The 24386-nt window shown below is 43.8% G+C and carries 19 protein-coding genes; 3 read left to right on the forward strand and 16 right to left on the reverse strand.

Features of this window, described 5'->3' with window-relative positions:
* Nucleotides 1-341 precede the first annotated feature (341 nt).
* A complete protein-coding gene (locus L0U88_RS09365) occupies nt 342-845 on the forward strand; it encodes a WbqC family protein (protein WP_234865786.1) in 504 nt (167 codons plus the stop codon).
* Here L0U88_RS09365 and L0U88_RS09370 read toward each other — a convergent pair.
* Complete coding sequence (locus L0U88_RS09370; RefSeq protein ID WP_234865787.1) at nt 842-2719, reverse strand: M56 family metallopeptidase; 1878 nt, start codon at nt 2717-2719, stop codon at nt 842-844. The genes L0U88_RS09365 and L0U88_RS09370 overlap by 4 nt on opposite strands.
* 1 nt (nt 2720) lies before the next feature.
* The gene (locus L0U88_RS09375) at nt 2721-3104 is read right to left on the reverse strand and encodes a BlaI/MecI/CopY family transcriptional regulator (RefSeq protein WP_234865788.1); all 384 of its coding nucleotides are present in this window, start codon (nt 3102-3104) and stop codon (nt 2721-2723) included.
* A gap of 140 nt (nt 3105-3244) precedes the next feature.
* Between L0U88_RS09375 and L0U88_RS09380 the strand changes: the two genes are divergently transcribed.
* Nucleotides 3245-3679: a MarR family winged helix-turn-helix transcriptional regulator gene (locus tag L0U88_RS09380; protein WP_234865789.1), complete on the forward strand. Its 435-nt coding sequence runs from the start codon at nt 3245-3247 to the stop codon at nt 3677-3679.
* A 126-nt stretch (nt 3680-3805) separates the two neighbouring features.
* Here L0U88_RS09380 and L0U88_RS09385 read toward each other — a convergent pair whose 3' ends face one another.
* The gene (locus L0U88_RS09385) at nt 3806-6013 is read right to left on the reverse strand and encodes a sodium-translocating pyrophosphatase (RefSeq protein ID WP_234865790.1); all 2208 of its coding nucleotides are present in this window, start codon (nt 6011-6013) and stop codon (nt 3806-3808) included.
* Nucleotides 6014-6146: 133 nt separating this feature from the next.
* Nucleotides 6147-9227, reverse strand: coding sequence for an AsmA-like C-terminal region-containing protein (locus L0U88_RS09390; RefSeq protein WP_234865791.1), 3081 nt, complete (start codon nt 9225-9227; stop codon nt 6147-6149).
* A gap of 76 nt (nt 9228-9303) precedes the next feature.
* On the opposite strand from L0U88_RS09390, the gene L0U88_RS09395 reads away from it, so the two are divergent.
* Nucleotides 9304-9780 (forward strand): TlpA family protein disulfide reductase, encoded by a 477-nt coding sequence (locus L0U88_RS09395; protein WP_234865792.1) that lies wholly within the window; start codon nt 9304-9306, stop codon nt 9778-9780.
* On the opposite strand, the gene L0U88_RS09400 is transcribed toward L0U88_RS09395, so the two are convergent.
* The 12 genes from L0U88_RS09400 to L0U88_RS09455 all read right to left on the reverse strand — a co-directional run bounded on the left by L0U88_RS09400 (nt 9781) and on the right by L0U88_RS09455 (nt 24381).
* A complete protein-coding gene (locus L0U88_RS09400; RefSeq protein WP_234865793.1) occupies nt 9781-10386 on the reverse strand; it encodes a thioredoxin family protein in 606 nt (201 codons plus the stop codon).
* 44 nt (nt 10387-10430) lie between these two features.
* Nucleotides 10431-11396, reverse strand: a complete 966-nt coding sequence (locus L0U88_RS09405) for a YihY/virulence factor BrkB family protein (protein WP_234865794.1) — start codon at nt 11394-11396, stop codon at nt 10431-10433.
* Between the two features lie 12 nt (nt 11397-11408).
* The gene (gene mltG, locus L0U88_RS09410) at nt 11409-12449 is read right to left on the reverse strand and encodes an endolytic transglycosylase MltG (protein ID WP_234865795.1); all 1041 of its coding nucleotides are present in this window, start codon (nt 12447-12449) and stop codon (nt 11409-11411) included.
* Between the two features lie 81 nt (nt 12450-12530).
* Nucleotides 12531-12902, reverse strand: a complete 372-nt coding sequence (gene secG / locus L0U88_RS09415; protein WP_234865796.1) for a preprotein translocase subunit SecG — start codon at nt 12900-12902, stop codon at nt 12531-12533.
* Nucleotides 12899-13828, reverse strand: a complete 930-nt coding sequence (locus tag L0U88_RS09420) for a DUF8458 domain-containing protein (protein WP_234865797.1) — start codon at nt 13826-13828, stop codon at nt 12899-12901. Before L0U88_RS09420 ends, secG begins: the two co-directional genes overlap by 4 nt.
* A gap of 21 nt (nt 13829-13849) precedes the next feature.
* On the reverse strand, nt 13850-14371 hold the full coding sequence (locus L0U88_RS09425; RefSeq protein WP_234865798.1) for an LptE family protein: 522 nt from the start codon (nt 14369-14371) through the stop codon (nt 13850-13852).
* A complete protein-coding gene (locus L0U88_RS09430) occupies nt 14355-15626 on the reverse strand; it encodes a sigma-54 interaction domain-containing protein (protein WP_255723010.1) in 1272 nt (423 codons plus the stop codon). The genes L0U88_RS09425 and L0U88_RS09430 overlap by 17 nt, the downstream gene beginning before the upstream one ends.
* 38 nt (nt 15627-15664) lie before the next feature.
* A complete protein-coding gene (gene miaB / locus L0U88_RS09435; RefSeq protein ID WP_234865799.1) occupies nt 15665-17089 on the reverse strand; it encodes a tRNA (N6-isopentenyl adenosine(37)-C2)-methylthiotransferase MiaB in 1425 nt (474 codons plus the stop codon).
* Between the two features lie 65 nt (nt 17090-17154).
* Nucleotides 17155-18606, reverse strand: coding sequence for a TolC family protein (locus L0U88_RS09440; RefSeq protein WP_234865800.1), 1452 nt, complete (start codon nt 18604-18606; stop codon nt 17155-17157).
* Nucleotides 18607-18619: 13 nt separating this feature from the next.
* Nucleotides 18620-19291, reverse strand: coding sequence for an ABC transporter ATP-binding protein (locus tag L0U88_RS09445; RefSeq protein ID WP_234865801.1), 672 nt, complete (start codon nt 19289-19291; stop codon nt 18620-18622).
* A 284-nt stretch (nt 19292-19575) separates the two neighbouring features.
* Complete coding sequence (locus L0U88_RS09450) at nt 19576-22011, reverse strand: ABC transporter permease (protein WP_234865802.1); 2436 nt, start codon at nt 22009-22011, stop codon at nt 19576-19578.
* Nucleotides 22012-22020: 9 nt separating this feature from the next.
* Nucleotides 22021-24381 carry an ABC transporter permease gene (locus tag L0U88_RS09455; RefSeq protein WP_234865803.1) on the reverse strand — a complete coding sequence of 787 codons (2361 nt, stop codon included), beginning with the start codon at nt 24379-24381 and terminating at the stop codon, nt 22021-22023.
* Between the last annotated feature and the right edge of the window lie 5 nt (nt 24382-24386).

A 24386-nucleotide genomic window follows, 5' to 3' on the forward strand; every position in this document is an offset into this window, starting at 1 on the left:
TTGAATTAACCTATCTTTAGTGCCAAATAAATTGGCATAGAACCTATCTATCTGCAGATTAAATAAGGATAATAAGCGCTATTAATTTTAGCTAAATTAATTTTATTTAAATAATTGTTTTACAGTTTATTACATATATTATATTCTGATTAAAAATAGTTATTCAAAGTACATTAATTGCAATTAGGCCATTGAAATAGTAAAATTCCATATTGTATTGTTATATATTTAATATGAATTCATTAAAAATTGATTTACAATATTTTGCAAATGTTAATTGGTATAAAAAAGCATATAAATATAAATATGTTTATTTATCATCATGTGATATGCACACTAAAATGAGTTTTCGTAACCGTACTATGATTGCGGGGGCTACCGGACCACTCCGTTTATCTGTTCCGATTGTGGATGGAAGGAATGAACGACAATTTTATAAGGAGGTAAAACTGGTGGATGGAAGATGGAGGATGGAGCATTTCAGGGCGATTGTTTCCTGTTATAACCGTTCGCCCTGGTTTGAATACTATCGAGACGAAATGTCAGAATTATTCCAACACCCTTTTGAATACCTGTTCGATTGGAATTTGCACTGCCATGAGTGGGTAGTAAAAAAGTTGGGCTTGGAAAATCCTTTTAAGATTACGAACGGGGATGAATTAATCACTGGTGACTTTGAAAATGCCGTCAATGAATTTGCGCCCGGTACTTACTCCAACCAGATTAATCTGCCTGTTTACACGCAGGTATTCAAGGAAAAAACCGGCTTTATAGCCGGTTTATCCATACTTGATCTGTTATTTTGTGAAGGGCCATCGGCCGTTGTATGGTTAAAAGAACCTTAGATGTGAACGATTTTGTGCTTTTTACGTAGCTCTGCTTCTTTCTTTCTTAACTGTTTTTCTTTGATTTCCAAGGCCTTTTGTAAAGACTCTTCCAGTTTCTTCAGCTCCTGATCCAATTGCTCCAGTTGCTGCAGCGCCTGTTGGTAAGAAGCCGCAAGTTGCTGTTGGTTGGCCTGTTTCTGAAGCATTTCCTGGCGGATTTGATTTTGTAATACTCGTTCGGCTTCCTGCTGAACAGCTGTCCAGTTGATCTTTGCCAGTTCGTTTTCCAGCAAGGATTTGATTTCTTTTTCAGATCCGGACTGATGGCCAAGCTCCAATAATTGCTGCTGAAGGTTTACCCAATTGATTTTATTTAACGCCAATTGAGTCTGAAGGGCGGCTTCCATTTCCTTTCTTTCTGCAAGTAGTCTTGCCTCAAGCGCTGGCAACGTGTCGATGGCGGCAACTATTTCGAAACTCTTTTTTGGTACATAGGGCAACATATAAAAGCTGGCTGCTTCTTCGGGAATGCTCAGGGTTGCCTGCGACCTTTCGAAGGAGAAAGCTTTCATCTCCTCTATTACTTCAGCAGCTGCAGAATGCATAACAGGGGCTGCATCCGTTTCCTGGCTTACCCATGTTAATTCATTGGGAGGCAGTTTATCGTCTATTTGAATTACAGTTTCAATTAATTGATTATCAGTTTCTGAAATAGATTTATCGGTATTTTTTAAAACTTGAACTTGAACAGATTCTGGGCGTTCAGCGGATTGCTTTTCAAATATCGTAAGGTAGGTAGGTTCTGCAGGAAAAAGCTGGTTCCAGGAGGAGATCCCGGCATTCCATCCGTTCAAAATTTTTGCTTCAGCCTGCTTTTTAGCCACAGTCCCGGTATCGGTCCTTCCGGTAGAAGGAAAAAACGGACCAATGAATGTGCTAGCCAGGATCAAAAACAGGAGACCGGCTGAGAGTTGTTTTTGTTGATTTTTAAACGGAAGTTGAAGCATTCGTTTTACCCGGTTCAACAATAAAGTGCGATGGGAGCCACCGGCTGCCAAAACCAGGCTCAGGGATTTGCTGTTGCGTTTTTGCTCAAGGAGCAATAAGGCTTCTGCATATTCACTGGGAGTAAATGGAAACTGTAATACCCAATCATCGCATGCATGCTCCCTTTCCTCCCGAATAACAGAAATAAATAATTTGACAAATGGATTGAAAAAAAACAGATTTTCTAATATAGAAACTATCCAATTAAATATATAGTCATTTCTCTTTATATGTGCTAATTCATGAATCAAAATAGCTTCTATCTGTGCTGGACTTAGTTGATTAATGGCTGAAACAGGGAGCAGCACGATGGGTTTTATCCAGCCCATGATCTGGGGGCTGTCGATTTTATCAGAAAGCCAGATCTCCACTTTTTTGCCCAATGTCATACGACTGCTCATCGTATCAACAAATATCCTCAAGGTAGCAGGTGATTTGTGAAGTCCCATACGTGCATCTCTTCTCAGATCCTGGTATTGAAACGCCAGCTGGGTAAAACGATAAGCCAGCCAAACCAGGTAAAAAAGAGAGATAAAGGAAAATAACTGGTAAAAACCCCTTTGCAGTTGCTCCCACCAGGATATCCCAAGAAGAGCAGAATTGTCTTGTGCAAGACCTGAATACAATTGGTCACTGGCTTCAAAGGTGAATCCAGTTGAAACAACCCAGGCAGAGCCAAGCAACAGTAGCGCCATTGCCAGGTTATATTTTGAAGCGGCTGAGGGTAGGGGCCAGAGTTTTTGAACGAGCAACCAAACAATCCACAGAATTCCAAACTGCCACCAGCTGTTAACTATAGCCCATCCCAGTGCCTCTAACCAGGCATTCTGGGGGAGCAGGTCCATATTATTGTTTTTTAAGATTATTCAATAAACGCTGGATTTCCTCCAGTTCCGCCTCAGAGGCTTTGTGATTACCCAATGCCTGCAGTACAAGCTGGGTAGGGGATCCACCAAACAAGCCGTCAATCATTTTATTAAGGAGGTGCTTTTGCGTCTTTTCCCGACTTACCGCGGCCTGGTAAATATGGGTTTTTACTGAATCGTCTCTTCTAACAAGTCCCTTCTCATTCATAATCTGCATCAACTTCAGCGTAGTGGTATATCCCACATCCTTGGTTTTTGAGAGTTCTTCATGTACTTCCCGAACACTGGCTAACTCCTTTGTCCAGAGTACCTGAAGAATCTCCAGTTCACTTTCGGTAGGTTTGATATACTTGGTTGAAGCCATGGTAAAAGATTTGAATCCGAATATACGATTGTTTTCGTAAAGCCTTGTTAAGGTGGTGAAAATTTTATTCATGGCGATTTCTTTGAATCAAATTTAAGTCATAATATTGATATATCAAATAATGATTTATCAATATTATTATGACAGAAAAACTGAATGCGACTTTTTTTTACATCCTGGAAAAATCAATCAAATCCTACCGCCAAATGGCTCAGCGTACTATTTCAGACGAGTTCGGGAGCATCACAGTTGACCAGCTCCTGGTTTTGCAAACGATGAAAGACCAGCCGGAGTTGACGCAGCAGCAGATTGCTGCAGCGGTATTCAAGGATTTTGCATCCATCACCCGGATTATTGACTTGCTGGTTCGAAAAGGATTTCTGAAACGTTCAGATCATCCTACCGACCGGCGCCGTTTTGAACTGACTTTAACCACTGAAGGGATTGATCTGCTGGAGCAGGTTAGACCAAGAATTCTTAAAAACAGACGAGTCGCATTAGAAGGAGTGGAAGAGGAGGAAATGGCAATCGCCCGGAAAGTGCTGGAAAAAATTGTTGAGAATTGTTCTAAATAAAAAAGCCCCGGCGTAGACACGTCGGGACTTTTGGTATTTGGATCTGATTAGTTTCTGTGGTAAAGATAGAATAAATATCTATCTGGTTGTCAGCTTATCCATTTTCTTGATCAGAATTAAGAAATTTTAGTCTTTCTTAACGAGTACCTTGGGCGCTTCGCTTACGGTAACTTCAATTTTCTGTTCAACCGGACCAGCATGGTTCTGAGATTTCGTGTCGAACATATCGGCCAGGGTAGGCGCAATAACCAGGGACACAATACTCATCAGTTTAATCAAAATATTCATAGAAGGACCAGATGTATCCTTGAATGGATCACCTACGGTATCACCAGTAACAGAGGCTTTGTGCGGCTCAGATTTTTTATAATACATCTCGCCATTGATTTCAACGCCTTTCTCAAAGGATTTCTTTGCATTGTCCCATGCACCACCGGCATTGTTCTGAAACATTCCCATCAATACGCCACTCACGGTTGCACCTGCCAGGAATCCACCAAGTGCTTCGGGGCCCATCAGGAAACCAATGATCAGCGGAGAAACAATCGCGATAGCACCCGGCAACATCATTTTTTTGATGGAAGCTTCGGTTGAAATGGCCACACATTTATCGTATTCCGGTTTACCGGTTCCTTCCATGATGCCAGGGATGGATTTGAACTGGCGACGCACTTCTTCCACCATTGCCATGGCTGCTTCACCCACTGCGCGAATAGCCAGGGAAGAGAAGATGAAGGGTATCATGCCGCCTACAAACAGACAGGCCAGTACATCCGCGTGGTAAATATCAATTCCGCTAATGCCGGATACACCTACGAAAGCGGCAAAAAGTGCAAGAGCTGTAAGGGCTGCAGAGGCAATAGCAAAACCTTTACCGGTTGCAGCAGTAGTATTACCAACGGCATCGAGTACGTCGGTTTTTTCGCGAACTTCTTTGGGCAGTTCACTCATCTCGGCGATACCACCTGCGTTATCAGCAATCGGACCGAACGCGTCAATTGCTAGCTGCATTGCAGTAGTGGCCATCATACCGGCGGCGGCAATAGCCACACCGTATAATCCGGCAAACCAGTAAGATCCATAGATACCACCTGCCAATACGAGGATGGGAAGGAACGTAGATTCCATACCCACTGCGAGACCACCAATTACGTTTGTGGCGTGACCGGTTGCAGACTGGCGAATGATACTTAATACCGGACGTTTTCCCATTGCAGTAAAGTATTCGGTAATAATACTCATCAGGGTTCCTACCACCAGGCCAACAACAATGGCGTAGAATACATCCATACGGGTGAATTCAAAACCACGGAGGCTCATGGTAGTTTCCGGTAAAATATATTGAACCAGGAAGAAAGAAGCGATAGCTGTAAGAATAATGGAACCCCAGTTACCCATATTCAGTGCCTTCTGTACGGCATCGGTACTGATACCGGCGCTATCAGAGATTCTGACAAACCAGGTACCAACAATGGAAAAAAGAATTCCTACACCGGCAATTAGCATCGGCAGCAGGATAGGAGAGAAACCGTTATAGGCATCTGCTGCGATGGTTTCCTGTCCAAGTACCATGGTTGCCAATACGGTTGCAACGTACGAACCAAACAGATCGGCACCCATACCAGCCACATCTCCTACGTTATCACCAACGTTATCCGCAATGGTTGCCGGGTTACGGGGATCGTCTTCGGGAATGCCCGCTTCCACTTTACCTACGAGGTCAGCACCCACGTCAGCAGCCTTGGTATAAATACCACCACCTACACGGGCAAAAAGAGCGATGGATTCTGCACCCAGTGAAAACCCGGTCAATACTTCAATGGCTTTGGCAACCAGCATATCGTTTGCTGCTACTCCAGGAGCAAATGCCTGAACCAGCACAATGAAGAGTCCGCCAAGTCCCAGCACTGCCAAACCGGCAACACCGAGTCCCATTACAGAACCTCCGGTGAAAGATACGTTCAGCGCTTTTGATAAACTGGTTCTTGCCGCCTGTGCAGTACGCACATTGGATTTGGTAGCGATACGCATGCCAATGTATCCGGCAAGTGCACTGAATACGGCACCAACCACAAAAGCAAGCGCGATGGTCCAGTGTGAATGTTCATTTCGGCTGGCCATAAAACCTAAAAGAATGCCTACAATCACTACGAAGTAGCCAAGGATTTTCCATTCTGCCTTCAGAAAGGCCATGGCACCTTCAGCGATGTAATTACTGATTTCTTTCATGCGGTCGGAACCTGCATCCTGTTTGGATACCCAGGCAAATTTTACAAAGGTGTAAAGCAAGCCTATCACACCCATTGCCGGAACCAGGTAAAACAATTTGTCCATAATGAAGTACTTGTTAACAAAATTTTAGAGTGGGCAAAAATAGGGGAGAAAACGCAAAAAAGCGACCCCGAAGGCTTTCGGGAGCGCCTTTTATTTTCACCCGACCGGTGCCACCGGTCGGGTAAACAGTATCTTATTGATTTTTTGTAGTGTCTGAGGCGGGCTTTTTCTTTTTCCTGAGTAGGTCATTCAGAATACCTTTTGCAGCCTCTTCGGCCCTTTTTGGGGTACTCGTTTTTGCGGAATCGCCGGCTGCGGTGGAATCTTTCGCCCCCAGCAATTTTTTGGTAAGCTCTTTTTGAGCATCTTTCAATACCTCCGCTTTGATCGCGGCAAGACTGTCTTTAGCCCGCTGTTTAGCAACATCCAGGGCGGAATCCGCTTTGGCTTTCTGTTCAGCGGCAATGTCCTTCACTTTAGACTCGAGTTCGCTGGCAAGGCTGGTGCCCGCTTGCGAAAGGTTATAATTCAATTGCGGATTGGTCAGAGAACCACCCATATTCACTTTCAGATTTACGGTTTCACCCGGATTAACTGCCAGCCCTTTTTTTGTCAGTTCTGCAGCCAGTCCGTTGATCAACTGATTGGCATCTGTTCCCAGTTTCGCACGTGGAACTTTCATATTGACCAGGTAATCCATGCTTTGGTCAAAGCCATGCATACCCCCAATCTCCATTTCGATGTCTTTGATCTTAACTGTAAATGGCTTGACCAGCACTTTCCCGTTTACGAATTCGAAATATTGTTTGATGTCTTTGACACTGATCTTTTCCAGTTCCGTAAGCTTCAGTTTGCTGGCCAGCATTTCCACTGGTTTGAATTTGGCAAGAAAACCTTCGATCAGCATCACAACCCCGTTCCCGGTAAGTGAACTCAGTTCGGGCATCATTTGCTCACCCAGCCGGCCATTAACCGTTAAACTTGAATTCAGTTTTCCGGAAATGAATTCTCCAATTGGCATCAGGTATTTTACGGTATTAAAGGCCTGAAAGGTTTTGGCTACATCCAGATTTTGCAGATTGTAAGAAAAACTGATGGCAGGTTTTAGTTTGTTATCCCGGGTGGAGTAGGAACCGTTGAGCCCGATTGTACCATCCAGTGCCTGCATACTCAGGTTCTGCAGCGTTACGGTTTCATTGGCGATATTCAACTGTCCCTTTACATTATTATAATTGACTTTGTCATAGACTACCTGGTCAACATTGGCATTTACACCGAAGCGAATATTGGAGGGAACAGCAAAGGGTTGGCTGCTGCCGGCGGTTGGTTCTTCTTCTGAAGCGGTCCCCATCCATTTATTCAGATCCACTTTATCAGCTGTAAGATTCAAACTTCCGGCAAGTGGTTCGTCCTTAATCGCATAGCCAATAGCGTTCGTGATTTTTCCATTTGCTGTAAAATTGGTTTGCTGAAAACTACCGGTTGCATTTTGAATAGCGATATCCTTCGGTGTAAACTCCAGTTTAGCTGATTGTAAAGCCAGGCCCTCCGGATAATCAGGTGTTTTAAAAACGATGTCCTGGAGGTTAACTACCCCGCTTGATTGAATAGCATCATATTGCTCTTTATCTATCTGGGATTTTTTCCCCTTGATGCGAACATCAGCATCCAGACGACCTGCCAGGCTGGTGCCGGGATCAAAGCTATAAAATTGCTTAACCCTGCCAAGATCAAACCCTCCTTTAAGTCCTGCATCAAAATTGGGATCAGAAGCGGGTTGTGTAAGAATCAGGTTAAAATCCAGTTTGTCTGCTCCAAATTCAGCGTGGCCAACCGGAATCCGAACAACAGTATGATCAGGTACCCCATCCGGGTTGCTCACTTCAATAGTAGCACTTGTGTTTTGTATGGGTTGAGGGAATTCTTTGGATGCATAGTAAATATTCGAAAGTTGAACCAACCCTTTTGCCTGGAATGGGCCAGGCTGTTGCTGCAATACAACGTTCAGGTTACCTTTTGCTTCGATATCGGCATTTACCTGGCCGCCAATTTTAGTGCCTTCCTCCAGTTTGATAAACTGTCCTACAGTTCCCAAATCCAATTTCCCTTTTGCGGCAGCATCCAGGTACTGAACAGTTTCCGGATTTTTATAAATAACCCGGAAGGAAAAGGGCTCTTTTCCAAACTGCAGGTTGGCCGTAGGGATTTCCAGAACCAGATTATCCGGTTGTCCATCTGCGTTAGAAGCTTTCAGGTCAAGGTTGATATGCTGAACTGGCTGGGGCAATTCCGGATATTGAAAAAATCCTTCTTTGATGATCGCTTCTACAGCATAAGCAGGCATCCTGTTAGGCGCATACTCACCCTTTACAAATCCTTTGAAAGCTGCAGTACCACTTGTTTTCAAAGAAGCAAAATCATTGGTATAGATTGCAGGAACGAGTGATAATATATGACGGAACTCATTTGAAGGAGTATTGAATTGAATATCCATGCCATATGTGGAATCGTTCACCAATTGGAAATATCCATCCGCATTAAGTTGCATTTCATTAAGAACGGCTTTCAGTTCTTTAAAGCTGTATTTGCTGGTAGCGGTATTGATATCAAAATTGGCATCCAGGCTGGTTTTGGTGCGGGCCAGATAGGGGATACCTTCATAGCTGAAACTAACTTCTTCCGCTTTTGTTTTGGTTTCTAAAAGAAATTGATCTGCATTGAAATTTCCGCTGCCTGTATGGTTAAGTCCGGTGATGGTAGCAAACATATTCCCCTGCTGATCACTGTATCGGACCAGTCCGTTTTTTATTTCATATTCTTTGAGGTCCAGGCTAAAGCTGCTGGAACTTGTATCAACCGCTTCCTCCTCCGTTGATTCTTTCATGATATCCCAATTCACTGATCCGTCTTTTCCGACAATGGCATGAATCCGTGGTTCATCAAGGACTACACGAGCTACTTTAATGGGACCGCTGCCGAGCAAACTGAAAAGATTTACGGCAACATCAATTCTTTTGGCACTCACAAGAGTATCGCTGGCATATTGTCCGGGACCGGTAATGTATAATTTATCCAATCCGACACTCAGCTTTGGAAAATTGCGGAAAAAGGAAACTGAAACATCTTCAAAACCGGAAGGGGCTTTTAATTGTTTATTCATTTCCTCTTTGGCGAGTGTTTTTAATTTGTCACCAAAAAGAAGGGGAATGGCAATTGCCGCGATCAACAACAATCCCAGTAGAATTCCTAAAATTGCCAGTATTCTTTTCAGCATAGTTGGAAAGGTTTTAGCTTAGCTTTAAAATATCGTGCCCGGCAAATATAAACTATCCGGGAGCAGCGTCCGGTTTATGAAAAATTTACTTTGTTTTTTACTCTTATGTTTTGTGTTTGGAATTGCTACTGCGCAATCCGTGAAAAAACTTTCAATAGACGAACTTGAAAACTATATCAATGCATCGCAAAAGCCGATGGTAGTAAATTTCTGGGCTACATTTTGCCGTCCCTGCATTGAAGAATTACCTCATTTTCTGGAGGCTCGTCAGCAATATCCACAGGTTGAGCTGGTGATGGTTAGTCTGGATCTGCCTGGATTTTATCCCGGCAAAATTGAACAATTTCTTAGTTCCAGGAACTTCGCTGGGCCCACACAATTCTGGCTCAATGAAACAAATGCAGATAGTTTTTGCCCCCGCATCGATCCTTCCTGGGATGGAGCGATACCGGTTACCCTCTGGATCAACCCGGCAAAGAAATACAGAAAATTTATAAACAGGGCCATGACTGATGCCCAGATCAAACTCGCATTCCAGGAACTGGCCTACTAATTATTTTCCTTTTCGTTTGATGCTGCATCCAATAGACCGACTTTTTTTGACTGTCACTTCTCTTCCTTCGGTCATTTCAGTAATGGCCAATTCCAGGTGTTTTCGTTTAATCTTGGTTTCATCTGCCGGGTTATCGTCTATTGCTCCCTGGTAGACAAGTTTTCCTTCGCTGTCAAACAGGTAACATTCAGGAGTTCTAGACGCTCCAAATGCATCCGCGAGTTCATTTTTACTATCTATGGTATAAGGCCAGGCGTATTGTTGTGCATGTGCATATTGCTGCATGTCCTTATAGGAATCATCGCTATCGCGAGAGCCTTCATTGGAATTCACAACAATAAATCCAATTCCTTTTTCCTGTGCGAAAGAGCCAATTGCCCGGGTACGTGCCTGGTTTTTCTCAACATAGGGGCAGGTGTTGCAACTGAACATAACCAGCAAGCCTTTGGGGGTTCGAACATCAGCAAGGGAAATTAGCTTGCCGGAAACATCCTTCATGCGAATGTTTGCTTTGGGAATGGAAGCTCCAAGCTCCAGCGGTTGAACCTGGGCTATCAAACCATGAGTAACCAGCAGTGCCAAAACAGTGGTAAAAATCAGTTTCATATGTGCAGGCATTTGGTAAGCAACTTAAAGTTCGGTTTTTTCTCTCAAACGGCCGATTGACTGGCTTCTTTTCTGGCTCTCTCGGCAGCCATCATTTTGAGTGAATGAATACTGACATTTAATTCATATCCAATCAATAAAACAAGTGAACTAAAATAAATCAGTAACATCAAAATGAGTATGGTTCCGATAGAGCCATAAACTTTATTGAAATTATCAAACCATTGTAACCAGAGCGAAAATCCTCCTGCTGTTAATACAACCAGTATGGTTGCCAGCGTTGTACCTGGAGAGGATAGTTGCCAGCGTTCATGGATGGCAGGAGCATATTTATAAATTACCGCGATGAAGTAATAAACCATTGCCAGGATAAAAACCCAGCGTAGGTTTTTGACCAGCCACCGGACCAGCGGAGTATTGATTTCCATTTTTGTGAGAGCCCAGTTAAGAATGGTACCCTGTGCAAGGATCAGGCCCATCGAAATAATGAAAAGCAGAATTAAGATGGTAGTTATGCGCACTGCTACCCATCGTTCCAGTAAGAAGTTTCGGTCGCGTGTGTACATAAGCGATTTATTGAAAGTGCGCATGATACCCAAAACGGCATTGGATGCATAAAATACTGCCAGGAAAAAACCGATGGAAAGCAATCCGCTGCGTGGCGTTTCCAGGAAATCCTCCAGGAAATCTTTAACCAGTAAAAAAGTATTCATGTTGGGGGTAACATCCCTTGTAACCAGTAAGAGTTGGGTTGTTATTTGACGGCTGAAAGGCATATAGGGTAGGAGGGTACAAAGAAATATGGTTGCAGCCGGAATTGCCATCAGCAGGTTGAAAGAGATGGCGGCGGCGCGGTCATTCAATCCTACCTTTTTTACCTGCTGCATAAAAAAGATCGTCACATCGTAAAGGGGAAGACCTTCAAATCCTGGCAGCACAATTTTCTTGCTTTTGGCAATGACCCACCGGATTACAGGTAGCTTACGAAGGATGTGATTTAAATTAAACATGTTTCAGTTAAATCAGCTGCCGGTATCCTCCGGTTGATTTTTCTTTTTGAGATAGATATCCAATGCCTTCTGATATACACGGGCATTTGCCAGGTGTTGCTGGTAATTCTCTGCAAAAATATGGGTGCCGTCAAATTTAGGACTGGCTACAAAATACAGGTACTTGGTAGTCGCAGGATTTAATACGGCATCTATGGTTACCTGTTGCGGTGTGCAGATTGGACCAGGTGGTAATCCCGCTACCCGATAAGTATTAAAGGGTGATTCCACAGCAAGGTGTTTATTATAAATCCTGCGTAAGGAAAAATCCTTCAACGCAAATTTTACGGTGGGGTCGGCTCCGAGTCGCATGTTTATTTTCAACCGGTTAAGGTATACTGAAGCAATGGTATCTTTTTCCGGGTTGTTATTGGTTTCTTCTTCCACGATGGAAGCCAGTGTTATTACCTGCTCCGGGGTTAGACCCAGTTTAGCGGCCTGTTGCTTCCGGGTATCATTCCAGAAATTTTTCCTTGCAGCCAGCAATTTTTCCATTACCCGTGCAGGTGTGGTATTCCAGAAATATGTGTAGGTATCCGGAATTACGGTGCTTATCAGGGTATTCGTGTCAAGTCCCCAGTGTTTCAGGGAATCCGGATTTAAAACGTATTGCATAAAAGCCGCGGAATCGATCTCCAGCTTTCTGCCTACCAGGGATGCAAAGTCTTCCCTGGTACGGAGTTTATTAATAACCAGGTTCACCGGATCCTGCTGCCCATTTCTTAGTTTACGTACAATGGTGAGTAGGGAACTACCCTTTGAAAGGGCGTAGCGGCCGGCTTTGATTTTTTCGGGGTAGTCGAGTCGGTTGGCTACAAAACTGAAAAGCGAAGGTGATTTTAGAACCGTATCCTTTTTCATAATTGCAAGTACATCTTCATAGGTACTGCCCGTCGGGATCTCGAGGTAATAAGTTTTTTTGCTGAAACCGGTGGCTGATCCACTGAAGAGCCAGAGGACAACAAGTAGTCCGATTGCAGCCACTGCAAGAAGGATGATCAGAGTTTTTTTCATGGATGCCTGATTGGAGGCTAAAGTAAGCAAAAACCCTGCTGGTAGAGCAGGGTTTTGAATATCGTAAAATGATGACTTGTATTAATTCGCGGGCTTGGCTTGACTGTCGGCAGGAGCCGGTGCAGGAGTCAGCGACTGATTACCAGGTGTGGCAGGAGTTTGGATCGGGGTAGTTACAGCCGGCTTGGTATTCAGTTCATCCAGCATGGTATTGGTATTGCCGGTTGAAGTTGGAATAAATACGGCCGAGAACAGGCAAAGCAGGGCAACTACAATCGCAAATGTCCAGGTACCTTTTTCCAACAGATCGGTTGTTTGTTTTACACCCATGAACTGGTTGCTTAATCCACCCACATTACCAGCCAGTCCGCCACCTTTCGGGCTTTGAACCAGGATGATAAATCCAAGAATTGCACTTGCCAGGATTATCAGAATCAGAAAAAAGAGGGTCATGATCGGTTATTTAATTGTTCAATTCGAGTCGCAAAATAAGCGGATTTGTCGGGATGAGCCAAACTTAATTTCCGGAAAATCTCTGCCGCCCGGGCTTTATCTCCCTGCTTCAGCAACACTTCCGCCATGGTTTCCGTTAGAATTTCCCTGGTTTCAATGGAATCAGCTGCCAGGGCTTCGATCGTTTCTCCATGTCCGGACTTGAGCAGTTTTTCTTCAATAGCCGTTTGGGGCAGTTTTTTCATGGTACGAATCCATTCCGTAAAGGATTTTAGCTGTTTACCGAGTTTATCCTTCGGTAATTCATTTCCAAGTTTGATTCCCTGGGAGGCGAAATAATCAATGGTATGGTAGGGTTCAAAACTGGGCATATCGTCGGTTACCGGTCCCAGGTCTTTCAAAGAAGGGATCCGGATCGGAGATTCTTTCAGGAGCAGGTCTTCCCGCAAAGCCGGCCCTTCATCTTCCAGGGAGGGCAGCTCCTGTTCTGCTGGAAGTGCAGTGAGGGATTCCGGTTCTGTCGCCGATTGGGCGATGGCTTTTGCCAGGGCCAATGCATCCGCCAGTTCAGTGGTGAGTTCTTTCACTAGCTTTTCCTTAACCGGTTCTGTGACAGAGTCAGAAGGTTCTGATTGTGGGATGTCAATATCTGCAGGTTCCGGAATCCTGGATGTTGGGGCTACTGGTTCAGCTTTTGATCGCTGCATCAGGGAGTGTAAATAATAAGGATTCTGAAAATAGAGCAGGGTTTTCTGCCACTGTTTGTCAAGGTCCCCTGATTTCTCCTCCTTCATTTTTTTCAGGAGCAGGTATTGCAGCGTACCAATATAAGGATACCGCGCCGCCAGTTGTTCCAGTTCCTGAACGGTTACTCCCTGCAATCCGGTCTGATGAAAATAATGTTGTATGGTTTTGTTAAGCTCCATGCCGCTGCCAAGATAAGGTATTTACCAGTTGGAGAAGATGCGGTTAAAAATTTCATCACTCAGGTTTCGAATGATTTCATCCTGTAACTGGAGTTGTGCCTGGTCGAGCGTGAGACTGGCACTGAAGTCGAAGTTTCTGGTTACGGAAGCTTCGAAATTTTTGGATTCATCCAGGCGGTTCTTGAATTCGATCTGTACAGTAATGTTTAAACGGTTACTGGCTGCCTGCTGATTGGAAATACCGGTTGTTGATACCGAACAATCTGTGATCGTTCCTGCGATATCATAATCTGCATCTTCTCCCTGCACCTGTGTAAGACGGGTTTGGCTTATTACTTTCTGACGAAGTTTATCCGTGAGGAGTGGACTTAATACCGGGTTAAACAGCCTTGCTTTGTTTTCGAAATACTGAATGCGTACGGTTTTAACTTCCGGGGGAATAGATACATCGCGGAATGAATAACAGCCGCTGAATAGCAGCATCAGGCTGATCAGCAGAACGCTGGCAAATGAAAGCGGATTGGATTTACTCATTGATATCATACTCCTTCAATTTACGATAAAGTGTACGTTCGCTGATGCCCAAATCAGCGGCAGCATCCTTGCGCTTGCCTTTATGTTTTTTCAATGCCTTTAATATGAGTTCTTTCTCTTTATCCATAATGTTCAGCGACTCTTCTACTTCCTCGTGTTCATGAATTTCATCATGTGTGTGAGGCATCAGAACGGAAGTTGCCGCAGCTGGTTGTACATAGGTTGCAGGTGAGGGCAGCACTGTAGCCGGAGCGGTATATTCTACCGGTGATGGATATTCGCGTAACAGGCTTTCTTTAGTATAGGCAGCCGCAGCAGCAGCTTCACCAGGGTTTTGAAGGATTTCAACGAACATTTTTTTCAGTTCGGTTACATCCTTTTTCATATCAAAAAAGAGCTTGTACAGGATTTCCCTTTCACTATTGAATTCATGACCACCTGACCCCTGGCTGTTACCAATGAGCATGGGTAATCGATTATTTGCCTGCTCGGGTAGAAAACGTTTTAATTCCAGTGCACTAATTGATTTGTCTCCCGCAAGCACACTGATTTGTTCTGCTATATTCTTTAATTCCCTAACATTACCCGGCCAGGAATAATTTATTAGTAATTGCCGGGCATCTTCTTCCAGTTGAACCGGAGCAGTTTTATAACGTTCTGCAAAATCCACTGCAAATTTCCTGAACAGGAGGGGAATGTCCTCTTTCCGATCCCGAAGTGCCGGAACCCGAATTGGCACTGTGCTTAATCTGTAATAGAGGTCCTCCCTGAATTTTCCTTTCTGCGTGAATTCAAGTAGTTCCCGATTGGTAGCGGCAATTACGCGAACATCCGTTTTCTGCACTTTGGAAGAACCTACCCGGATGAATTCACCGGTTTCCAGTACCCGAAGCAGCCGGGCTTGTGTACCCAGCGGCATTTCACCGATTTCATCCAGGAAAATGGTACCTCCGCTTACTGTTTCGAAATAGCCTTTTCGGCTGTCAACTGCACCGGTGAAGGCACCTTTTTCATGACCAAATAATTCGGAGTCGATGGTCCCTTCCGGAATAGCACCACAGTTTACAGCAATAAAAGGATTATGCTTACGGGCGGATAATGCATGAATGATTTGAGAGAATGCTTCCTTACCCACACCGCTTTCACCAACGATCAGTACACTCAGGTCTGTATTCGCTACCTGGGCAGCTACATGCAGTGCGTGATTCAATGAAGGCGCATTACCAATAATGCCGAATCTGTTTTTTATGCTTTGGATGTCCATTTTTTCTATTAGTTTTTCCTTTCTCCCCGTCTCAGGTTTCACTTCTCACGTTTCACATTTCCTATCAATGTCGCCTGCGTACAATCGGTCACTGTTACCTCCAGATAGTCGCCTTTTTTTAGTCCCGTTGGTTTTGGAAATACGATTACTTTGTTCTGGCTGTTGCGACCCATCCATTCATCCGGATTTTTTTTACTTGGCCCTTCAACCAGCACCTTGAATGTTTTGCCAAGATCTTTTTCATTGCTTTCCCGGCTTAATCTGCCCTGCAGGGCTACAATTTCACTAAGCCGTTGTTTTTTTGTTTCCAGCGGTACATCATCGGTATAACGGCGGGCTGCCAGGGTACCCGGCCGCTCGCTATAAAAGAACATATAACTCATGTCGTATTTGCTGTACTCCATGATGCTGAGGGTATCTTGATGATCTTCATCAGTTTCAGTACAGAAGCCAGCGATAATATCGGACGAAATACCACAATCGGGAAGCACTTCACGAATGCGATCCACTTTAGCCATATACCATTCGCGGGTATAGGTCCGATTCATGAGTTGTAATACACGGGAACTGCCACTTTGTACAGGGAGGTGTATGTATTTGCAGATATTTTCATATCGTGCCATGGTCTGCAATACCTCTTCGGTGATATCTTTTGGATGAGAAGTGGAGAAACGAACACGCAAATCAGGCGCAATCATCGCTACTTTTTCCAGCAGATGCGCGAAGGTCACAGCTTCTCCTATGGATTCATCAAAGTAGTGATAAGAATCTACGTTTTGTCCCAGCAGGGTCACTTCTTTATAACCCTCTCTGTACAGTGTTTCACATTCGGCAACGATGCTGGCGGCATCCCGGCTCCTTTCGCGGCCCCTGGTAAAGGGAACCACACAAAAAGAACACATATTGTTACATCCGCGCATGATGCTTACGAAGGCTGATACTCCGTTGGAATCAAGGCGAACGGGTGCGATATCAGCATAGGTTTCTTCGCGACTAAGCAGCACGTTAACGGCTTTCTGGCCTGTTTCCGCTTCTTCAATAAGCGCTGGAAGCGATCGATAGGCATCGGGCCCTACTACAATATCCACCAGCTTTTCTTCTTCCAGGAATTTAGCTTTCAGGCGTTCAGCCATGCAGCCCAGTACACCGATCAGCAATCCCGGGTTGGATTTTTTCGCCTTTTTGAAATCGGTCAATCGTTTACGGACGGTTTGCTCTGCTTTTTCCCGGATGGAGCAGGTATTGATAAAAATCAGGTCGGCCTGTTCCAGGTTTCGGGTTGCTCCGAAGCCCTGTTCCTGCAGAATGGAAGCCACTATTTCGCTGTCGGCGAAGTTCATCTGGCAACCGTAACTCTCAATATAGAAGTGTTTTTTGTATTGGTTTTCATCCACAGCGAAAGGCGCATACGCTTCTCCTTGCCTGTTTTCGTCATGTACTTTTTGCGTCAGAAAATCCAGCATCCCAATCAGTTTAAGGGAGCAAAATTAGCGAAAAACCAGCAATTGTGCCAAATTGACAGGAAGGATTACCAGATTGTTTTTCCCTGGTAAAAATCCAGCACCCTGGTTCGGAATACATATTCGTATTTGGCGATGATCAGGTTTATACTTGCCCTATCCAGGTTGTTCTTGGCGGTCAGGTATTCCACCGAATTCAGCACTCCTTCACTAAAGCGGGCTTCTGCCGTACGAAAGGATTCCTGGAACGCTTCAACCTGCAGCAGCAAGGTTTTGTATCGGTTATAGGTTGCGTTCATATTGAGGTAGGCCTGTTCCACCTGTTGTTGCAAACGTATCCGGGTGTTTTTTTCAACTAACTCGGCAGTTTTTAATTGAATTTTTGCCCGGTCGATCCGGTTGCGTGTTTGCAGGGAATTCACGAGGGGAATCCGAAGTGCCAGGTTGATATTGGTACCGTAGTTGTTTTTGAACTGATCACTGTAGGTGATTTTTTGCATGTCAAATTCTTCCCGCATGGTCAGAACCGGAGATTGTGTACCATTGATTTGAACATAGTCACCGGTAGTTGTTTCAACCGTGCGCAGAAACTGGGCTGTACGAGCTGCGCTGGAATAGTTCGTGTATAGTGCACCATTCAGGCTCAATGTTGGCCAGAGTTGGCTTTTCCAGGTTTTAACTCCTTTTTCAGCACTTTCAGTGCGAAGCCGGGCAGCTTTTACAACGGCCAGTTCATTAATCGCTGCCTGGTAAATGGTGGTGGCATCTCCCAGGTAGGATTGCAGAAAATCTTCTGGTCGGATTGGTTCGAGTTCCAGGCTGGGGTCGTACGGAATATTCATCCACTGACAAAGGGTAAGCCTGGCTGCGTCCAATTGATTTTGGGTATTGACAAGATTGATTTCGTCGTTGGCGAGTTGACCTTTCAGGTCGAAATACTGCGAGGGTTGAACGGCACCTTCCTTGTGTAGGATTTCCAGGCGCTCCACCTGCCGGCGGCTTAGTTCTGCCTGAAGGCGAATCTGCTGCAGCAGATCTTTAGTACTTAATACAAGCAGATAAGCATTCATAAGATTCAGGCTCAGGTTGTCTTTAGCCTGTTGAATCTCTTCCTTGCCGGCTGCAAGGGCAAGGCGTTGTTGCTGGATATTGTTCTGTGTTGCCAGTCCGTTAAAAAGCACTACGCCTCCGTTAACAGCATAGTTTGCATAGTCAATTTTCTGATTCAGGTAACTGTTGGTAAAAGGATCGATATTTCTACCCTGGTTGGAACCATGTTCAATCAGCCCGTTTACCTGGGGCAACATATTTTGTTTGGCCTGTCGGTAATCAATACCCGTGGTGGCCGCCAGCAGTTCTGCCTGTTTGAGTTCGAGGTTATTGGTATAAGCAATATCCAGGCATTCTTTCAGTGATAACTGCCGACTGCTGTCTGTCTGCGCCATCAGCCTGGTACCTGCCAGTAGCAGGACCAGACTTATCGCGCATATACATAGGAGTGAGGTTCTATTCTTCTTCATAAAAAAAGGTCGCTTATCGGTTGTGTTCAATTCTTCCATCTAATAAATGAATGATACGATTGCTGTAGGCTGCGTTTTTTTCCGAGTGGGTTACCTGGATTATGGTAACTCCGTCTTCTTTGTTGAGTTGGGTGAAAATGTCCATGATTTCCTCGCCTTGTTTGCTGTTCAGGTTGCCGGTTGGTTCATCTGCCAGGATCAGTTTGGGTTTTGCGATCAGGGCCCTTGCAATGCCTACGAGTTGCTGCTGTCCTCCTGAAAGTTGAGCGGGGAATAAATCTTTTTTACCCACGATATTGAACCGGTCCAGCATATCGGCTACCAGCGCTTTTCGGTCGGAGGATTTGGTATCCTGATAGAGCAGCGGTGTTTCAATGTTTTCGTAGACCGTCAGTTCATCGATCAGATGGTACGCCTGGAATACAAAACCAATATGTTGTTTGTATAATTGGGAGCGTTGTTTTTCTTTTAGCGTATGTACGGGCTGATCATAAAATTGATAGGAGCCTTCATCTGCTGTATCGAGCATACCGATCACGTTCAGCAGTGTGGATTTTCCTGAACCGGAAGGTCCCATTATCGAAACAAATTCTCCTTCTTCAATGCCAAGGTTGATGTCTTTGAGCAGGAAGATGCGATTGTTACCCTGGTTTACCCATTTTGAAATATGCTCCAGTTTAATCATGATTCGTCGGTTGAATTATCTGCTAAGACAAAATGAAATATTGTGCCAATTCTGTAAAATTATGATTATCAGTTTGTTGAGGCCTGTGTTTGACTTTTAACTGTCCGGTATTGATACAGTCATTGTTCGGTTGTGCCCTATCAATCAACAGGTAACCAATGGATAGATGTTCTGACTTAAGTTATTCCAGGTAGAAATACACCTGCAACAAACCTGCGATACCAAAAGCTTGCCTGCAACTGGTAGTACGCTGTTCACTTTGTTTTGTGTAATTAAGATGTGGATTATTCGGTTTTAAGGCTTTTAACGGGGTTTGCTAAAGCAGCTGAGATAGCTTTGTAACCAACCGTGAGCCAGGCGATAAAAAGGTTAATAACTACTGCGATTAAAAAAATCCACCAGGCTATTTCGATTCGGAATACAAAATTCTCAAGCCAACCATTCATCATATACCAGGCTACAGGAGCCGCCATTGCAAAAGCTATCAATATAAGAAGGGTGAACTCTTTTGAGAATAAAACCACAATACTGCCAACCGAAGCACCGAGTACCTTACGGATTCCAACTTCTTTTGTTTTCTGCACGGCCATAAAGGATATCAGTCCGTACAGCCCCAGGCAGGAAATCACGATTGCAAGTGCAGCAAATACTTTATATAATCTGCTGAGTCGTTCTTCCTGCTGGTAAAAGTTGTTGATGGTTTCATCCAGGAAACTGGCACGGAAGGCATATTCAGGATAAAACCGATTCCAGACTTTTTCAATTTTACGGAGCGCCTGTCCGGGGTTACTGGTTTCCAGTCGGATATTGGTTTGGGCCATATAATTCCCTAATTTACCAGGCGCATGGAAAAGAACAGTAGGTTTAATAGATTCCCTGAGTGAATTGTTTTTAAAGTCCTTTACTACACCAGCAATGGGCATCCATTCCGATATACCAAGCCGGATTGTTTTTCCGATGGCTTCCTCTGGAGTTTTTAATCCCAGTTTTTTTACCATTGTTTCATTAATAACCACTTTGAGGAGAGAGTCCTCCGATCTGTAAAATTCACCCGCTGCCATCTTTAATCCGAACGTTTCAACGTAGGATCCATCGGCCATCTTAATATGCGTATCAAAGGGGAGATCCTCATTAATCTGGTTGAATGCAAAATTCATTGTCCAGTTGTTATCACTGGACGGAGCATCCATGGAAAAGGAAACATGTTTTACTTCAGGTAATTGTTGCAGCGCAGCTTTGAATCCGGTGTGCTTTGCGATACTGGTACTATCCATATTTCCTGACAGCAGCAGTGTAGATTCTTTATTAAATCCCAGATCTGTATTTCGGATAAAATTCATTTGTGAAACAGCAATAATGGTCGCAATTACCAACAACTGTGCAAAAGCAAACTGAAGTACAACCAGTACTCTTCGTAGGGAAAGTCCGGCTATTGAATGAGCATGAATTTTGTTTTTTATAGCTTCTACCGGGTTGAATCTGCTTAAAACAAGTGCAGGGTAAAATCCGGAAAGTAAAACAGTTACCAATAATATAATTACTAAAAACAGGAGCACATTGGTTTGAAAAAGGGGAAGTTTTTCCTGAATATCTGTGATGTATTTAAGGTAAGGCAGGGTCAGCCAGGTTATAAGCAGCGCTATTATCAAAGCGAATAATACAAGCAAAAAGGTTTCCGCCAATAACTGAACGCGTAATTGGCCACGGGTGCTGCCCATTACTTTTCTGATTCCGATTTCTTTGCTCCTTTTTACTGCCAGAGCGGTGGAGAGGTTGATAAAATTGATGCAGGCCATCAGCAGGATCAACAAACCAATTAACTGCAATGTCATCAGGGATGATTTGCTGCTGATATGAGTGCCATTGTTTCCAAATCTGGTGTCGAAATGGATTTCTTTCATTGGGAGTAAAAAATGAAAAATTTTACCAACGGCTTCGGGACGGTAATATTTTTTTACAAAATCCTGCAATTGTTTATTTACCTGTTCCGGTTGAACTGATTGTGGCAAAAGTGCATATACCTGGTGGTTGGAGGTGGAAAATCCCCAGGATTCTTTGTTTTGCTCATAACCCCATAGATCCAGATTGGATTCTAAGGTGGCATAGGAGGGCAGCATTTGAAAATTAAAATCCGTGTTGGGAGGTGGATCCGCAAATACGGCTCCAACCTGTAATCTGACTTTGTTTTCAAATAAGAGCGATCGACCGACTGCATTGCTTTCGGAACCAAAATATTTGATAGCCTTGGAGCGTGATAGGGCGATCATATCAGGTTTACTGAAGATTTCCGGAGATCCTTCAATCCATGAAAAGGAAAAAAAATCTGCGATCCCCGGATCTACAAAAAATACACCCTGCTCTTCCAGGAATTTTTTATCGCTTACCTGATCGGCTGCATCCAATACGGTGAATTGCGCGCCGAATGAAGTAAATAACTCAGTAAACTGTACTGTCGGGAAATCATTGCTGAGTGCTTTTTTAGCCGGAAGGGCGATACCACCATAAAAATCTTCATTACCCGCTTTTACTTCTTTTTTTACTACCTGGTATATCCTTTCGGCATTCGGATGATAGGTATCGAAACTATATTCGTGTTGAACTACCAAAAAGATAACAAGACATGCTGCCAGCGCAATGGCCAATCCCGCAAGATTGAGGAATGAATTGGTCCCGTAACGGCGAATATTCCGGATGGCTATGGTAATATAGTTGCTGATCATGGAGTAAGTTTATTCTGATTTCAAACTTTTTACCGGATTGGAAACAGCAGCTTTTATTGCCTGGATGCTGGTGGTTAAGAGTGCTATCGTCAGACTTAAAAAACCGGTCGCCACAAACACCCATACATCTATGGAAGTTTTGTAAGCATACCCTTTCAACCATTGGTTCATTAGTATCCAGGCAATTGGTGAAGCAACGATGAAGGAGATCAGTACGAGTTTCAGGAAATCTTTGGACAATAAGCTGGTTATGGATGCAACAGAGGCGCCCAATACCTTCCGGATGCCAATTTCTTTGAACCGGGTGGCAGCCATATAAGTGGCCAATCCAAATAAGCCCATGCAGGAAATGAAAATAGTCAGACCGGCAAACAAGGCTGCCAATGAACCCATTTTTTTCTCTTCTTCAAATTTGGAAGCGTAAGCCTGGTCAACGAATGTGTAATCAAATGGATAGCTGGGATTGAATTTTTTGAATATAGTTTCGGCGTTTTTAAGATTCGTACTTACACTGTTAGTGGGATTCAGTCGGAAATGAATCACATTAAACCATCCGTGTGCACCTTCAATTACCATTGGTTGTGTTTTGGCAAAAGGAGAATGGAGGATAAAGTCTTTAATAACTCCGATCACGGTCCAATCCTGGCCATTATCCTGAATAACCTGGCCGATGGGATCGGAAAAGCCCATTGCTTTTACTGCAGATTCATTTAACAATACGGCAGCTGAATCAGCCGGATGTGCAGCCAGATCAAAATCCCTTCCTTTCACCAGTTCTAGTCCGGCTGTTTTTACAAATTGCTGATCAGCACAAAAGCGATCAAATAAGGTGCGATCGTCGGGCTGTTTTCCTTTCCAGCCTATTCCCCAGGTATTACTCCAACCTTCGGTAAGCGGGGCGCTTGTTTTAGTAACAGAGGTGGCTATACCTGAAGAGAGGAGCTCGTTTTTTATAAGATCATAATTTTTTTCAGCCGTGCCAGTCAGGAAATAATACAATAACTGGTCCTTGTTATACCCATTGTTCCGGTTTTGAGCATAATTGATTTGTTTTTTTATGACCAGCGTACTGATGATCAGAATAATGGCGAATGTGAATTGTAAAACCACCAGTACTTTTCTGGGATTTATAGCCGATTGTGTTTTTTTGAATGTCCCTTTTAATACTTTGGTAGGCTGGAAACCTGATAGAAAAAAAGCCGGATAGCTGCCTGCTATTAATCCAGTTAGCAGAATAAATCCAGCCCATAATGCCCAGGCTAGCGGATTGGTATAATCGATTTCAACCAGTTTGCCTGTAAAAGTATTAAAGGCTGGTAAGGTCACTTGTACCAGTAGTAGAGACAGTATTCCAGCCAAAAATGCAATCAGGATAGATTCACCCAGGAACTGTCCCATTAAATTATGGCGCATGGCGCCGATTACTTTACGGATACCAACTTCTTTCGCACGTTGCTCACTTTTGGCAGTGCTGAGGTTCATGAAATTTATGCAGGCAATTAATAAGATAATAGCACCAACGATGGTAAAGATTCGGATATATTCGATCATTCCGCCTTCTTCTACACCTTCTGTGAAACTGGAATAAAGTCTCCAACGCTCAATTGGATACAAAAAGAAACCTCCTGTAGGATCATCGCGATCGTATTTTTTGCGGAAATTTTCCAGTTTTGCATTGGCGCTCTCCACTTTTGATCCTGGTTTTAGTAAAGCATAGGTACGTGTAGAGTTATTCCCCCAGTAATCATCATCCCATCCCTGTGCACGCAGAAAAGCCCAGGGTAACAGGCATTCGAATTGAAAACGGGAATTATTGGGAGGATCCTGCACAACTGCTGTAACTATTAACTGGAATTTTTCATTCAATTCAAGGGTCTGGCCAATTGGGTTATCTGTTCCAAATAATTTGGCTGCAGTCGATGCTGTTAATACCACACCGGATGGATTCATCAGGGCATTTTGTATATCTCCTTTCAGTACCGGAAAACTGAATACCTGAAGAAAGGTTGAATCCACCATGGATGCTTTCATCATAATGGTCTTATCCCCAAATCGTGTAAGGTAATTGTCAGCCCAGTTTACTCTTGTAGTGGTTTCAATTTCGGGTATATCTGACTGTAAGGCGCTGGCCAGAATTTTAGGAGTAGTATTCCAGCAGGAAACCTTACCGTTGAAGCTGCCTTTATTCCAGGCCTCAAAAATCCGGTCTTTTTTTTCATGGAACCGGTCGTAGCTAATTTCATGACTAATCCAAAGAAAAATCAGAATGGCAGATGCCATTCCTACAGCAAGGCCCAGGATATTGATGGCCGAGAAACCCTTGTATTTAAGGAGGTTTCGGAAAGCGATCTTGAAATAATTAAATAGCATACAAC

The sequence above is a fragment of the Flavihumibacter fluminis genome, assembly GCF_021491375.1.
GTDB lineage: Bacteria > Bacteroidota > Bacteroidia > Chitinophagales > Chitinophagaceae > Flavihumibacter > Flavihumibacter fluminis.

What these genes read in the sequence shown, in the direction of transcription:
- L0U88_RS09365 (WP_234865786.1), top strand. Translation starts at nt 342, where the DNA reads ATGAGTTTTCGTAACCGTACTATGATTGCGGGGGCTACCGGACCACTC.
- L0U88_RS09370 (WP_234865787.1), bottom strand. Translation starts at nt 2,719, where the DNA reads ATGGACCTGCTCCCCCAGAATGCCTGGTTAGAGGCACTGGGATGGGCT.
- L0U88_RS09375 (WP_234865788.1), bottom strand. Translation starts at nt 3,104, where the DNA reads ATGGCTTCAACCAAGTATATCAAACCTACCGAAAGTGAACTGGAGATT.
- L0U88_RS09380 (WP_234865789.1), top strand. Translation starts at nt 3,245, where the DNA reads ATGACAGAAAAACTGAATGCGACTTTTTTTTACATCCTGGAAAAATCA.
- L0U88_RS09385 (WP_234865790.1), bottom strand. Translation starts at nt 6,013, where the DNA reads ATGGACAAATTGTTTTACCTGGTTCCGGCAATGGGTGTGATAGGCTTG.
- L0U88_RS09390 (WP_234865791.1), bottom strand. Translation starts at nt 9,227, where the DNA reads ATGCTGAAAAGAATACTGGCAATTTTAGGAATTCTACTGGGATTGTTG.
- L0U88_RS09395 (WP_234865792.1), top strand. Translation starts at nt 9,304, where the DNA reads ATGAAAAATTTACTTTGTTTTTTACTCTTATGTTTTGTGTTTGGAATT.
- L0U88_RS09400 (WP_234865793.1), bottom strand. Translation starts at nt 10,386, where the DNA reads ATGAAACTGATTTTTACCACTGTTTTGGCACTGCTGGTTACTCATGGT.
- L0U88_RS09405 (WP_234865794.1), bottom strand. Translation starts at nt 11,396, where the DNA reads ATGTTTAATTTAAATCACATCCTTCGTAAGCTACCTGTAATCCGGTGG.
- mltG (WP_234865795.1), bottom strand. Translation starts at nt 12,449, where the DNA reads ATGAAAAAAACTCTGATCATCCTTCTTGCAGTGGCTGCAATCGGACTA.
- secG (WP_234865796.1), bottom strand. Translation starts at nt 12,902, where the DNA reads ATGACCCTCTTTTTTCTGATTCTGATAATCCTGGCAAGTGCAATTCTT.
- L0U88_RS09420 (WP_234865797.1), bottom strand. Translation starts at nt 13,828, where the DNA reads ATGGAGCTTAACAAAACCATACAACATTATTTTCATCAGACCGGATTG.
- L0U88_RS09425 (WP_234865798.1), bottom strand. Translation starts at nt 14,371, where the DNA reads ATGATATCAATGAGTAAATCCAATCCGCTTTCATTTGCCAGCGTTCTG.
- L0U88_RS09430 (WP_255723010.1), bottom strand. Translation starts at nt 15,626, where the DNA reads ATGGACATCCAAAGCATAAAAAACAGATTCGGCATTATTGGTAATGCG.
- miaB (WP_234865799.1), bottom strand. Translation starts at nt 17,089, where the DNA reads ATGCTGGATTTTCTGACGCAAAAAGTACATGACGAAAACAGGCAAGGA.
- L0U88_RS09440 (WP_234865800.1), bottom strand. Translation starts at nt 18,606, where the DNA reads ATGAAGAAGAATAGAACCTCACTCCTATGTATATGCGCGATAAGTCTG.
- L0U88_RS09445 (WP_234865801.1), bottom strand. Translation starts at nt 19,291, where the DNA reads ATGATTAAACTGGAGCATATTTCAAAATGGGTAAACCAGGGTAACAAT.
- L0U88_RS09450 (WP_234865802.1), bottom strand. Translation starts at nt 22,011, where the DNA reads ATGATCAGCAACTATATTACCATAGCCATCCGGAATATTCGCCGTTAC.
- L0U88_RS09455 (WP_234865803.1), bottom strand. Translation starts at nt 24,381, where the DNA reads ATGCTATTTAATTATTTCAAGATCGCTTTCCGAAACCTCCTTAAATAC.